Genomic DNA, 13,933 nt, shown 5'->3' on the forward strand with positions numbered 1-13,933 from the left:
ACTTTGCGGGATAGTGTCATAAATTATGATAATTAGTGGCTTTTGTACATTACAATACTACATATTTGTAATCCAACTTTGTGGATTTAGCTTTGTTGTGTTCTGAAAAATAAGGAATTTTAAGATGGCTTTATTAGTAAATGTATTAAAAAACACTTCCCCCAAAACTTGTTTTGTCGAGACTTTATCTCCTTTGTGCACAAAGACTTTACCTATATTAGAGTAGGTTGTAATATAATCTCCGTGGCGTAATACTATAGTTGCTGTACCATTTGCAGCTTGTTGCACATCACTAACCTCGCCTGCAAATACAGAACGTGCTTTTACCCCTCGTTCTGAAGAAATCTCAATGCCGCTACTTTCAATCATGATAGATGGCTCTAGCGGATGTGGCTGTCGCCCAAACTTTTTAGTGAGCAATCCTTTTTCTACTGGCCACGGTAAGCGGCCACGATTACTCTTAAAATCGTTTGCTAATTCCTTTGCCTCAGGCGTTAATACAAATGTGGTTGTATTTGTAGTATTACCCGCTTTTTTATTGGCTGCAGCAATAGATTCTCTAATTAATCTATCAATTTGTTTTTCTATCGCTTTCGATTCTTTTTGTTTTTTTCTAATGTCGGCAATAATTTTTCCCTTGTCTTTCTTGATAGAGAACAATAATCTTTGTTGTTCTTGTTTGTCTTTCTCTAAAGCTTCTTTTTCTTTTTCGCTTTCTGCAATTAGTTTTACTTTTTCTTTTTTCTGCCCAGAAAGTTTACTATTATAGCGTTCTAATTCGATCGTTTTTACTTTTATTTCTTCTCCTTGCAGTTTTCTGAAACTAGAATATTGTTTCATATATTGGGCTCTTTTGTAGGCTTGTAAGAAATTTTCTGACGACAACAAAAACATAGCTTTACTTTGTGCTGATCTGCTTTTGTATGATTTTACAATCATTTTTGCATAATCTTCTCTTAAGATTCTTAAATCGTCATTTAGCTTGTTTACACTAACTTGATTAATGTACATACTATTTCCTAAAACTTTAGCCTGCTTTGCTGTTGTGTTAATTAATTTTTGTTGCAAATTAATTTTTTCGGTTTGTTGTATGACAACCTTTACAACAGATTTTTCTTTAGTTTTCTGACTTTGCAATAATTTTTCTTGCGCTCTAATTTCTTCTTGTAAACGTTCTTTTTGCTGTTCCAATTTTCGTTGTCTTTCCTCTTCTTGCCCCCATGAAAGTGAAGTTGAAAGTATTAACAGAAAAAAAATAATATATTTTAACATCCTAAAATTGTATCTAATTGTTATAATTTGATTTGCTCGTAACCACTTGGAACACTATACGGAAAAGTTAAATCTTCGTTGAATGTAGCGTTTTTATATTCTATCGTAATATTAGTGGTTTTATTGTCTTGATTTGCAAAAATAAGAAGTTCTCCTGGTAAAACACATTCTGGAAACGAATTATAATTAGAATAATTGACCCTCATTTTCCGTTCGGGTGTTTTTTGAGTAATTTCTTGGCTTTTTAACCAAAAGCTATTTATATCAAAAAGATATGTTTTGTTAAAATTTTCTTCTGTTGTTTCTTCTAATTTTGGGGAATCTTCTTCGATAGAAAGTGAATAATTTCCTTTATATAAATCATCGATAGCTTGTCCTAATAACATGTTTTGGGCTTTCAGAAAATCTAAATCGGTTCCTAATAAGTTGCTTAATGTTTTGTAATCGCCTTCAAAATATTTACCTCCTGCTTTCTCGTAGTACCTAACTTGTGTTGGTGTTATAATGGCTTTTGCCACAACGATTCCGAAAAACTTAACGCTAACGAGAATAATTTCATCTTTTTTTATTCTTATATCTGCCGAAAGGCTTAGAGATTGTTTGTTATCTGCATAATCGATATTTGCTTTAATGTAAGCCGTTGTAAAATCACGTTTTATCGCATAATGATTTTTTATGATATTAGAAATTGTTGCTGTTTCTCCTGTTGCCACGGGTTGCGATGCAATTATTTTTTGCTTCGATTTACAAGACAATAAGGTAAAAACCAATAAGAAAGGAAGAATTCTGCGCATTATTTTTGTTTTGTTTTTAAATTGTTAGCGCTAGCTAAATATTGGGTACTTTTTTGATTATCTCCAAGTCCTTTTGAAGCTTCGGCCAATTGAGTAAGAAAATCGATTTCTAAAGCTATATTATCTACTACATAATCGATGCCCGACAATAGAAAATCATTGGCTTTTTTATACTTTTTTAATTTGTTTGATGCTTTTCCTGCAAAAAAATAGTATTCTGGCTGGTTTGGAAATGTATCTATCAGTTCTGATGCTTTGGTTGCTAAAACTTCAAATTTACTGGTTTCTTCGTATGAAGCTAAGAGAAATAGATTGCTTTCTAAATCGGTATTTGTTGCTTTTTCGAGATTTTTTATGGCCAGTTCCCAATTTTTCTTTTTGTAATAAAACTTACCAATTTCTTTATATACATTAAATTCTGAATCATTTTCAAAATAGCTTGTTGCTTTGTTGAGTTGGGTTTCGAAAGGTGGGTTTTTTAATACAAAAATAAGAAACTCATTATACATTTTGTACTTGACTTTTTTATCTATTTTAGCACTGTTTAAAACTATATTTAAAGAATTGAAAGCACTATTTCCGTCATTATTATTAATGTAATATTTGTATAAAAAAACCTGCGCCCAGCTTGAATTTGGGATGTTTTTTTCTAATTTATGAACCACTTGCAATGCTTTTTCTTCCTGATTATTATCGGAATACATATAAATAAGTGACAGGTAGTTTTCTTCGTTGTTAGGCGATTGCTCTATGGCTTTTTCTAGCGTATTTTTATCGGACAAATTGGTTTTTGTTTGCGATGTAATTTGCAAACGATATCGGTCACGAAGCTCTGTATTGCCTACGTTTTCGTCTAATTCATTTATTAAAACTAAAGCTTTATCAAACTGTTGTGTGTACATATAAAGCGACACCAGGTCTTCCTTAAATTTTGCGTCTAACGGAATTATTTTTTGTGCAATATCTAGTGCTCTGTTGTAATTTTTAGTTTGATAATATACGTCGTACAAGTCTATTAAATACCACTTGTTTTTCGTGTCAAGTTGTGTTGCTTTTATAAAAGCTTGTTCGGCATTTTGATTGTCTTTCTGCAAAAAATAATTTTTACCTAATTCGTGATAAATTACGGCATTTTCTGGCTGAATCTTAACACATTTTTCGAGAGAAACAATCGCTTTATCATAATTTTCGATTCCTTTTTGAATGAGTGATTCGTAATAGGATTCTTTAAAATCATCTTTTTCTGATACTACATCTTCGGGTTGGGTTTGTGCCAATACGCTTGCAGAAATGATACACATTCCGAAAATGAGGTGTTTTATATTTGACCCTTTTTTATTCATATTTTTTTTTAACCACAAAGTTTACCAATAATTCACGAGGTACACAAAGAAAATATTGAACTTTAATAACGTCAGTCTGTGAAAAAACCCCACAAACTCGGTCAAATATAACTAAAATAATTAGTTTAAAAAAAATAAATTCCGTATTTTTAAGCATGCAACATATACAAGAAATCTGCCGCCAGCAGCTACAAATACCCAGTTTAGAAGACAAAATAACTCTAGATAATGCACAAATGTTTCATAGAAGCAATTCAGCCGCCATATTGCCAAACCAATGTGCTTGCTGCACAACTAAAAATAAGATTCAAAATCAACTTTTTTTGTGCGTTTTAATTTTAATTACTACTGTAAATCAACTAGTTAAAAACAACTAATAATGATAATTTTGTAATCAAATTCGAAACTACAAGTTGTGCAACAGCCACCGCTGTTAGTAGCTGGCTTTTTTGTTTTCCAGTCAGTTTCGGTTTTATACGTTTGTTTTTAATTAGAATCCTAAAATACGGACATTTACCATTTATAGATAAATCCTTTTCATCATTTCCCTTTCTAAATTTAATTAATTCAAATTGTTCTGGATTGTATTTATGTAAAAATGTAATTGGTACACCCATAACTCCATCAAAGTCTTCTGGTATATCTTGGGTTTTATTTACATTAATTGCATCGTAATTGTCAAATGTGGGATAATCGTTTTCGTTACCATAATATGTTTTAGTAAGAACAATATCTTCGTGACGCTTAAAAGTATCTAAATTTGTTAACCATAGGCAATTGTTTGGAGAAATTATTCTATTTCCAAAGCTATCAATATTTGTTTCTGTACCATAAAGTTCGTAATGTTCTGGAACTATAAAACCTGAAATTCCTCTGCCCATATTTATACCTAACCAAGCTTTGTTCTCTTTTATTAGTTTAAAGATTTCCTTGTACGTTATTGCATTAATGTTCCCAATTATTAGAAACATTTTTTCGTATTTTACTAATTGTTCTACATATTCTCTAAATAAAGAAAATGGCGGATTTGTAACGACAATATCGGCTTGCTTTAGCAAGTCGATACTTTCTTTACTACGAAAATCGCCATCACCTTTTAAAAGTTTTACACCAATTTCTTCTGCATCAGGAATATTATTTCCATTTTTGTCGCCTGTGTATTCAAGAAATACTGCATCTTCAGATTTTTCTTGACCAAATAAATCTTTCTCTTGATTTTTGTAACAGGTTGTTATAAGTTTTTTTAATCCTAAATTTTCAAAATTATAAGCAAAATAATTAAAAAAGTTACTACTTCTAGGGTCGTCACAATTACAAAAAACAACCTTGTTTTCAAAGTGTTCTTTGTAATGTTTTAATTCGCTTTCAATATCTGATAGTTGAGTATAAAACTCATCGCTCTTTGATTTTTTAGCTTTTTGTAGTAATTTATTTGTTGCGTTTCTAGCCATTATCAATCTCTATTTACTTTCAGTTATTTGATTAAACAAATCACTGCCTAAAACTTGAAGAGATGTTTTAGAAATTTCAATCATAATCTCAAACATTATTTTTGCATCCCATTTTTCTCCTTTTCCTTGTGCATAAATTGAAGTTGCTTGAAGCATAATTGTTTTATCTTTATGCTTAACAAACTTATTTTTGGATAAATTTGTGTTAATCGGCATTCCATAATTTGCAGAAGTTAACCTGTCTAATCTATTTAACATTCCAGAATTGTATTCCAAAGTTACAATCCTTCCATCAGGTCTTTCAATTGAAATTGTCTCTGTTAAAAAATTTGAACCTTCCAAAAATAAAATATAAGGGAAGTGAGATTCGGATAGCATAAAGTTAGCAATTTCAGATATGTTTTTATGCGACCTTTCTATCGCATTACCAGCAGCCATTAAGTCTTGATTGTTGGCTGTACCTACTAATTTTCCTGTTAGAATATTTTCAATGTCTTTTCCCTGATGTTTAGCTTCCGAAACTAAAACTATTCTCCAATTGTTGTTGTCGTCTTTTACTTCAATTATACCTCCATCAGGTTTTATGCTTGAATTTGAAACAAAAAGAGTTTGTCCTAAATCGTTATCAACTATTTGTAAGGCTTTGTTTATCTCTTCCTTTTTTATGTTTTTTCTATAACGAAAAGATAATTGAGGATACTCTTTTTCAAGTTGTTCAATAACAAGTTTTGATATTTTTCCAACATTTATGTCGTGTAATTTTGCTTCATCACCAAATATACCAATGACACCTTGTGATGCTTTATGTTGATTAGTTAACCTGTTTGATTGATTCTTTTTTGCCATTTTATAAATTATCATTACGATTTAATTTTGCAAAGGTACAAATTTCTCAATTAAGATTTCGCTCTGTAAGCTTGCTACTAACGACAGTTTGTGAATTAACTCAAAAAAAAAACTGAGAATCATCTGTATGAAATTTTTCTCCGACAGGTATCCGAATAACTTCTTATTTCGGCTTAGTTTTTTCACAGCCTGACGTCAGTCTGTGAAAAAACCTCACAAACTACGTCAAATATAACTAAAATAATTAGTTCAAAATAAGATATTCCGTGTTTTTAAGCCTGCAACATATTACAGCTAGGGTTTCGTTGCGGCTGCAAGCCGAACAATGAAACCCTAGCTGTAAGCGGTAGTAATATTAGTCGTAATGATGTCTACATTTCAAAATTTGAATTTCACCATCGATAAACCTGTAGATTAATCTATGTTCATCATCAATTCTTCTTGACCAAAATCTAGCATACTTGTGTTTCAATGGTTCTGGTTTTCCTATTCCTTCAAAAGGATTTTTTGAAATATCTTTGAGTAGATCATTTATTTTTTTAACTTTCTTCTTGTCAATTTTTTGCCAATACAAATAATCTTCCCAAGATTCATCAACAAATACATATTTCATTTTATTCCTCAATTAAGTCTTTAGAAAATGACTTACCACTCTTAAATTTATCAATAGCAGAATCTAACCTACTTTCGTTAGTTCTGTTTGATAATTCATAATTTGTTGCAATTAGTGAATTATATTCTTCAAGTGAAATAACAACAATCCCTGAATCTTTTCCACGATTTATAATTAGAGTTTCAAAGTTTATTGCTACTCTATCAAAGTAAGATTTAATATCTTTTCTGAAATCTGAAATATTTGCTACTACCATAATTACTATAATTTGTACAAATATATGTACAATATTTTGATTTTACGCAATATTCGTCAAATTATTACCGCTAACGTCAGTCTGTGAAAAAAACCCATAAACTCCATCAAATATAACTAAAAAAAATAGTTTAGAAGACAAAATAACTCTAGATAATCTAGTACGTTTTATAGATGCTTTTGTTACTTTAAATAATTACACCCAACGGGTTAAATACAATAATAAATAAAATTTTCTTTGGCATATATATTTTATTCTTTTTTATACGGTTTCTTTGCGTTTTGTGTAGCTCGATGGTTTCCTCCAGCGTTCCCATGCTAGAGCTCGTGGCGGCTTGGGAACCGAGTTTTCTCCACTAAGAGAAAACGAATTTAGGAAAAAGAAACGAACAATTTACCGAAAACCTAGCCATGAGTTTTAGCATGTGTTGGCGGTTCGTTGTTTTATTTACATTATGCTTTTAAATTCTTTTATAAATAAATTTAGTTTTTTTATTGTTTCAGTATCGTTTAAATTGTTTTGTTCATCAAACTTTCCTTTCACACCTTGAATTAATAATGTTGTTTCTTCTGTAAATTTTGACATTGCAGTTTTCATTATCAACTTTAATTCTTCGTGACCTTTTTCTCCACTTGCAGATGCTGTAATTAATCCAGTTGGTTTTTCAGAAAAAACAGTTGTTGAAATACACCATTCAATTGCATTTTTCAATCCACTTGGAATACTAAAAATGTATTCAGGTGTACAAATAATTATTCCGTCAGCTTTTTCAATTTCATTTCTTAATTTTATAATCGAGTTTGGCGGATTATCAGCTGAAAGATCTGGGTCAAAATGCGGTAAAGATTTTAAGTTGTTAAATATTGTCAACTTAAAATCATTTTTTGTTATATTTTCAATTTCATTAACAATTTTAAGGTTTGTTGAATTAGAACTAGCACTTCCAATAATTACAAATATTTTTTTCTTTTCAAGCATTATTTTATAAATTATTGTTTTTTCTGTGGTTGCACCACAATGACCGCCAACACGATGCTTTGTGAACTTCGTGAAAAATTTTGTGTTCTTTTCGTTCTTTGTGTTTAAATATCCTTATTCTAAAACCGAATAATCGCCTATACTTATACTTGTAAAATCGCCATCGAAACGGGCATGATTTCCTATCATTGCATTGTTTAATTTAGCATTTTTTAGGTGTACATGAGTTTGTACTAAGCTATTTTTTATGGTGGTATTTACCACATGTGTTCCTTTTCCTAAGGATACATTTGGACCAACGGTTGCGTTTACTAAAACAACATCTTCACCTATATAACATGGCGGTATAATGGTCGAATTTTCTAATTGCACGCCATAATCTACTAGATGTTCTCCGTCATTGTGAAGGAAACCGAGCATACGAGAATTGGTTTCAACGGTGACCTCTTTGTTTCCGCAATCCATCCATTCATCTACTTTACCCGGAACAAAAGTCATGCCTTTTGCCATCATTTGTTTTATACCATCATTTATTTGATATTCTCCACCATGAATAATATTATTATCTAAAACTAATTGCAATTCGTTTTTAAGTACCGCAACATCTTTAAAATAGTATATTCCTATAACGGCAAGATCTGAAACAAATTCTTTTGGTTTTTCTACTAATTCTACTATTTGGTTTTTATCATTTAGATTTATTACTCCAAAAGCTTCTGGTTGGGCTACTTGTTTTACCCAAATAACAGCATCGGCAGTTTGGTCTAGATCGAAATCGGCACGAATTAATGTGTCGGCATAGGCAATAACTGCTGGGCCGGAAAGAGAATCTTTTGCACACATGATGGCGTGCCCTGTGCCTAGTGCTTCGTTTTGATAGTATATAGTTCCTTTTGCGCCTAATTTTTGTGCAATGGCAATGAGTTCTTCTTCTACTTTTTTGCCAAAACTTTCGTGAATAATAAAGGCTACTTCATCTATAGATTGGTTTAATACGCTAGCAATATCTTCGACTAAACGATGCACAATTGGTTTTCCTGCAATAGGGATTAATGGTTTTGGTATTGTTAGGGTGTGTGGGCGAAGGCGTGAACCACGACCAGCCATTGGTACTATTATTTTCATTTTTATTTTTTTTTAACCGCAAAGTTGCAAAGGGTTTTTATTTAGCTTGTTACAAATTTATTTTACTCCTGTACTTCCAAAACCGCCTTCGCCACGTGAAGTTTCTGATAAATCTTGAACTTGAATCCACTCTGCTCTTTCGTGTTTGGCGATGATGAGCTGGGCGATTCGTTCGCCATTTTCGATTACAAAGGCTTCGTGGGATAAATTTACTAAAATTATGCCAATTTCTCCTCGGTAATCGGCATCGATTGTTCCTGGTGAATTGAGTACTGTGATTCCTTTTTTGAATGCCAATCCGCTGCGTGGTCGTACTTGTGCTTCGTAACTTATGGGCAATTCGATAAAGAGTCCTGTTTTTACAAGGGTTCTTTCTAGTGGTTGGAGTATTATTGGTGCTTGAATATTGGCACGCAAATCCATTCCTGCTGAACCAATGGTTTCGTAGTTGGGTAATTCGTGTTGGGATTTGTTGATTATTTTTATTTGCATTTTTTAAATTTTGGCACGCGGATAACACGGATTGAACGGATTTTCGCGGATTATTTAGTGTTTGTTTTTACGGTTTTTTAGCCCCGATAATAGTGGAAATCCTTTTTGTTTTTTTCTTTAAAAAACAAAAAGATTGTAACGGATAGCGGGAATAGCTTCTAATTTTTATTTTCTTTTTAATATTCTGATTAAGGTTTCTTTTTCGCTAAAATAAATAAAATATAAGTATAGTATAATGATTCCTGTTTTTATAAAATAATTTTCTCGAATGTATGGGATATAAAAGGAAATTGCTGAAAAGGCAACGCTTAGGGTTAAATATCCTAGGATTCGATTTTTATCATATGGTATTGGATATTGGTTTTTTCCTAGCGTATAGGAGATGAGCATCATGCTTCCATAGGCTGCAATGGTTGCAATTGCCGAGCCGTAATAGCTCATAGTTGGTATGAGTAAGAAGTTTAGCAGTAGTGTTACTGCGGCGCCAACTACTGATATGTATGCGCCAATTTTTGTTTTGTCGATTAGTTTGTACCAAACGGATAAATTAGTATAAATACCTAGAAAAAAGTTAGCAAAAACTATTAGTGGTACTACGCTCATGGCTTGCCAATAATTTGGGTTTGGGATAAGAAATGTTTTTAATAAATCGGCAAAGACGATGACTACTAATGAGATGAAAGACCCGAAGATTACGAAATATTTTGTTATTGTGGCGTAAGTTTGTGGTGCGTTTTCGTTGCTTGCATGGCTAAAGAAAAAGGGTTCGATTCCCATGGTGTATGCCGTTCGGAACAAAACCATGAATAGTCCTAGTTTGTAACATGCGGCATAAGTGCCTACTTCAGATTCGGCAATGTTAGCAGGGAGTAGTTTTCCTAGTAAGATTTTATCTAGATGTTCGTTGACAGCGAATGCTATTCCGGCTATGAGAATGGGTATTCCGTAGTGCATCATTCGTTTCCAAAGTGGTTTGTCTATTTTCCAATGTATGTTAATGTAGTCTGGTGAAAGGGCTATAAATGTGAGTAAACTTGCAATAATGTTTGCAATAAAAACATATCCTATTTGGAAGTTTTCTCTGTAAATGGTTGTAAAAAAGCTATCAGGATTAGATTGTGTGATTTTTGGCAAATAGAGTAGAAAGAAAAAGTTTAATGTTAGATTTACTATAACATTTCCTATTTTTATTATGGCGTATTTGATGGGTCTTTGGTTGGCTCTAAGTTTTGAAAAAGGGATAACTACTAGTGCATCTAATACTAGAATCCAAACCGAATAAGTTATATATTGTACATCTACTTTTGTATAATGTGCGATGGCGTTTCTAAATAGCAGCGCTAAAAAAAGAAAGGCTATCGAACTCCAAAAAATAGAAATTGTGGCTGTTGCAATTACCTTGTTCTTATTGGGTTCTGAATTATAAAATCTAAAAAAAGCAGTTTCGAAACCGTAAGAAAGTAATACGTTTAGGAAAACCATATAGGCCATTACGATAGTTAGAACACCATATTCTGCTGGGTCTGACATGACACTTGGATTGGTGTAAAGTCTTACTAGAAAAAAACTTAGCATTCGCGGAAGCACCATGGCTAATCCGTAAATGACCGTTTGTTTGAAAAGATTTTTATATAAACTCAAAGTAAATAGTTAATTTAATAAACAAAAATAACTAATTTTCTGGTCTTGCCGATGGATACATGAGCATTTCTTTTTCTTCTATTCTAGAAATCTTGTAATATCTTTTTTGGTTTTTATAAGTGTATTCTAAAATGGCTTCGTTTTCTGAAATTGCAAATGGTGTTTTTGCTGTTTCGCTTTTTTGAAAAATATTTGCATTATCTGTAATCGCTTCTTGCTTGGTTTGGTTTATATTTCTTGGTATTATTGCAAAGTAAGTATTATTAACCTAAGTCCGATTAATAAATTATGAAATAAATTTATTAAAAAAGGCAAGAATTAATACATTTATATTTAATGGTTTAACCAAAATTTACCTTGTAATTTGTTTTTGATAAAATTACGGAAACATTTCAATTGTTGATGAGTTTTGTAAAGATTTTGAAAAATTCACTCAACCCTTCCTTTTGGAAAAAACCAAGGATTTCCTTTTCTGAAGTCATTACCATTACATTACTTTTTCATTTGAGTGGGTTTAGAAAGTTTAAACATTCTTACATCTATTATGTAAAGACGCATATGCAGAAAGAATTTACTAAAACCTTTTCGTACAATCGTTTCGTAGAATTGATACAATCAAATTTGATGACCATGTTTACAAAAACCTACTGTTTGGGTGTATGTACAAGGATTTCATTTATAGACAGTATCCCGATTAGAGTTTGCAAAAACAAAAGAATAAAAAGAAATAAAATTTTCAAAGACATTGCTCGCTTCCTCTTCCAATCAACAGCCAAATGTTACAAATTATTTTCAAAAAACACCAACTATTTTCGACCACAGACCTTAAAACCTTCTTAGGTTTGGAGAGTGCTATACTACAACTATATGCTATTTTACAGATGTTTTTTTCTTTTTTCTTCCCCACCAAATCATAAAACCTGTTATTGGCAAACTTGCTGCAACAAGACTAGCCAAAAAAGCCAATATTTTTCCGGGGAGTCCTAAAATTATACCTGTATGAATATCATAATTCATAGTAATGAGTTTTTCGCCATTGTTTTTGTTTTCATAATTAGATCGGTGTAATTGCTTGCCCGAGTATTGGTCAAACTGTATTTTATCAGAATTATAATGCGCTTCTTCTCCTCTAATTCCCGAAATTAAGATTACATCACTTCTTTTTTTTGGTAGAATCAAGCTGTAACGATTTGCATCTGGAATTTTAATTTTAGCGCTATTTAGTGCAATATCTAAAGGCTGTTTTAATGAAACCAAGGTTGTATCGGATAATTTTTCTATTTGTTCTGGGGGTGTTATGGATTGTGATGCAATGACATAAACTGTTGCCTGAAACCATTGTATAGAGAAAATCATTCCTGTTAATGCTAGTATTAAGGTAATAAACATTGTATAAAAACCTAAAATATTATGAACATCATAATTTTTGCGTTTAAACTTTGTGGTGTCTTTCCATCGAAACCAAAAGCGTTGTTTTGCAGCAGCTTTATTTTTTGGCCACCATAAAATAATGCCTGTAATGAGCATAAATACAAATATTAGTGTGCTATAGGCTACAATGGGTTCTCCAATTTGACGGTTTATCAAAAGACAATAATGTAGCATTTCGACAATAATAAAGAAATTGTATTTATAATTTATATTGCCTGTAACAGCTCCTGTATATGGGTTGATAAAAACTGATTTGTATGTTTTGACTGTTCCAAACCAAGTGTTTGCATCTTCATCTCCTGATTTGTAAACCATAAATTCCCAAGCCCGATTTTTTTCTTTATATATTGTTATGCTGGTTGATGGTGCAGATAATGTTTTATCTGCAATTTCTTTTAGCTTGGTAACTGCTATTGTTTTAGTGCTTTGCGGAGCAATAAAGAAAGTATCTTTGTAGTATATGTCAGATATTTCTTTTTGAAAAACAAAAAGACAGCCCGTTATGGAAATTATAAAAACGATAATTCCAGTTGCTAATCCTAACCAAAGATGTGTTTTTTTAATAAGTTTTTTTATGTTAACTCTCATTATGACACTATCATTTAGAAACCATTTTGAACTTCTTCAAAAACAGACATACCAACGCAAATGCTGAGTCATTTAATTCTAAAATAAAACTCTTTAGAGCAAATCAAAGAGGTGTAGTAGATGTGAAATTCTTTCTCTTTAGAATGGAAAAACTTTTTGCTTAATCCCCATAAAATTTATGTGACCCTTTATTTGCATCTAAAGTGAAACGAAGTAATCCGTAACTCCCAGCAAAAACAGTAGCCTCGCTTTTTGGAACATCGTTTGGGGTTTTGGTAACTTTATTGATTAATCCTCCAAAAGAAACGGCATTTGCTCCATATAATGTTCCTGAAGGTCCTTTAATGACTTCAACTCTTTCAATATTTATTGGGTCTGTTTCGGCTCTAAATTGAGTAGCCATACCATTTCTAACCGCATTTCTGGTTTCAAATCCTCTAATCCAAGCCGTAACTGCACCTGTTGGGTTATTAAAAGCGACAACTCCAGCAGCATTGTTGATTATATCTTTGTTGTCGATTATCAATTGTGCTTTTATAATCTCTTTGGGAATAACGCTATATACTTGTGGATTTTCTGTGTTTTTTAATGGAATTTTTGCCACATCCTGACTTTCTTTCCCTATAAATCGATTAAATCCAACTCCTTTTATTATCACCTCATTTAACTCTGTCACTTTGCTGGCAAGAGTAAAATTGACTACATTGTGCCCCGAAATCACTTTGATGGTTTCAGTATGCACCACTATTCCATTAGCATACAAACTGATTTTGAGTTCTTGTTTAAGTGTAATATCATCAAATTGATAATACCCTTTTTCATCCGACTGCGTTTCGATTTTAAAATCATCTATTACTAGTTTGATTTGTCTCGCGGGTATTCCGTCAGATGTTTTTACATTTCCAGCTATTGAATTTTTCCCCTAACAATACAAAGTTACCACTGCCAATAGTAATAGTATTGTAAATAAATTCTTTTTTTTCATATCGTAAATTTTATATTTAAATTTTTCGAATGTAAAAATACATTTATTTTTATTTGTTCTAAATAAAAACAATGTATTGTTTTAAAGAAAATAAATAAGAATTCATTCAATTCTTATG

The 13,933-nt window shown here is 31.7% G+C and carries 14 protein-coding genes and 1 pseudogene; 2 read left to right on the plus strand and 13 right to left on the minus strand.

What is annotated here, in order from left to right; translation table 11 throughout:
* Positions 1–57: 57 nt before the first annotated feature.
* From B0A57_RS09250 to B0A57_RS09305, 11 genes are all read right to left on the minus strand, one after another.
* Positions 58–1,272: a murein hydrolase activator EnvC family protein gene (locus tag B0A57_RS09250; RefSeq protein WP_011964527.1), complete on the minus strand. Its 1,215-nt coding sequence runs from the start codon at positions 1,270–1,272 to the stop codon at positions 58–60.
* A gap of 20 nt (positions 1,273–1,292) precedes the next feature.
* Positions 1,293–2,066, minus strand: a complete 774-nt coding sequence (locus B0A57_RS09255) for a DUF4292 domain-containing protein (RefSeq protein ID WP_011964528.1) — start codon at positions 2,064–2,066, stop codon at positions 1,293–1,295.
* Positions 2,066–3,409, minus strand: coding sequence for a tetratricopeptide repeat protein (locus tag B0A57_RS09260; protein WP_034099597.1), 1,344 nt, complete (start codon positions 3,407–3,409; stop codon positions 2,066–2,068). Before B0A57_RS09260 ends, B0A57_RS09255 begins: the two co-directional genes overlap by 1 nt.
* A gap of 359 nt (positions 3,410–3,768) precedes the next feature.
* Positions 3,769–4,860, minus strand: a complete 1,092-nt coding sequence (locus B0A57_RS09270; protein ID WP_052079129.1) for an adenine-specific methyltransferase EcoRI family protein — start codon at positions 4,858–4,860, stop codon at positions 3,769–3,771.
* A gap of 9 nt (positions 4,861–4,869) precedes the next feature.
* Positions 4,870–5,706: an EcoRI family type II restriction endonuclease gene (locus tag B0A57_RS09275; RefSeq protein WP_038467258.1), complete on the minus strand. Its 837-nt coding sequence runs from the start codon at positions 5,704–5,706 to the stop codon at positions 4,870–4,872.
* Between the two features lie 355 nt (positions 5,707–6,061).
* A complete protein-coding gene (locus tag B0A57_RS09280; protein ID WP_038467048.1) occupies positions 6,062–6,319 on the minus strand; it encodes a Txe/YoeB family addiction module toxin in 258 nt (85 codons plus the stop codon).
* Between the two features lies 1 nt (position 6,320).
* Positions 6,321–6,575, minus strand: coding sequence for a type II toxin-antitoxin system Phd/YefM family antitoxin (locus B0A57_RS09285; protein ID WP_011964534.1), 255 nt, complete (start codon positions 6,573–6,575; stop codon positions 6,321–6,323).
* Between the two features lie 447 nt (positions 6,576–7,022).
* Positions 7,023–7,553, minus strand: coding sequence for an NADPH-dependent FMN reductase (locus B0A57_RS09290; RefSeq protein WP_038467051.1), 531 nt, complete (start codon positions 7,551–7,553; stop codon positions 7,023–7,025).
* A 114-nt stretch (positions 7,554–7,667) separates the two neighbouring features.
* Positions 7,668–8,678, minus strand: coding sequence for a sugar phosphate nucleotidyltransferase (locus B0A57_RS09295; protein ID WP_034099614.1), 1,011 nt, complete (start codon positions 8,676–8,678; stop codon positions 7,668–7,670).
* Positions 8,679–8,735: 57 nt separating this feature from the next.
* Complete coding sequence (gene dut, locus B0A57_RS09300) at positions 8,736–9,170, minus strand: dUTP diphosphatase (RefSeq protein WP_038467054.1); 435 nt, start codon at positions 9,168–9,170, stop codon at positions 8,736–8,738.
* A 165-nt stretch (positions 9,171–9,335) separates the two neighbouring features.
* Positions 9,336–10,811, minus strand: coding sequence for a lipopolysaccharide biosynthesis protein (locus B0A57_RS09305; protein ID WP_011964538.1), 1,476 nt, complete (start codon positions 10,809–10,811; stop codon positions 9,336–9,338).
* 378 nt (positions 10,812–11,189) lie between these two features.
* Between B0A57_RS09305 and B0A57_RS12485 the strand changes: the two are divergent.
* Positions 11,190–11,561 (plus strand): annotated as a pseudogene (locus tag B0A57_RS12485) (transposase); the annotation flags it as partial.
* Between the two features lie 120 nt (positions 11,562–11,681).
* Here B0A57_RS12485 and B0A57_RS09315 read toward each other — a convergent pair.
* Entirely contained in the window at positions 11,682–12,830 is a 1,149-nt protein-coding gene (locus B0A57_RS09315; RefSeq protein ID WP_038467057.1) for a PepSY-associated TM helix domain-containing protein, read from the minus strand.
* 23 nt (positions 12,831–12,853) lie between these two features.
* Here B0A57_RS09315 and B0A57_RS09320 point away from each other — a divergent pair, with 23 nt between their 5' ends.
* Positions 12,854–12,994, plus strand: coding sequence for a transposase (locus tag B0A57_RS09320; protein ID WP_074460298.1), 141 nt, complete (start codon positions 12,854–12,856; stop codon positions 12,992–12,994).
* On the opposite strand, the gene B0A57_RS09325 is transcribed toward B0A57_RS09320, so the two are convergent.
* On the minus strand, positions 12,991–13,593 hold the full coding sequence (locus B0A57_RS09325; RefSeq protein WP_038467060.1) for a TonB-dependent receptor plug domain-containing protein: 603 nt from the start codon (positions 13,591–13,593) through the stop codon (positions 12,991–12,993). The two genes, B0A57_RS09320 and B0A57_RS09325, sit on opposite strands and share 4 nt — an antisense overlap.
* Between the last annotated feature and the right edge of the window lie 340 nt (positions 13,594–13,933).

The sequence above is a fragment of the Flavobacterium psychrophilum DSM 3660 = ATCC 49418 genome (genome assembly GCF_002217405.1).
GTDB classification, from domain to species: domain Bacteria; phylum Bacteroidota; class Bacteroidia; order Flavobacteriales; family Flavobacteriaceae; genus Flavobacterium; species Flavobacterium psychrophilum.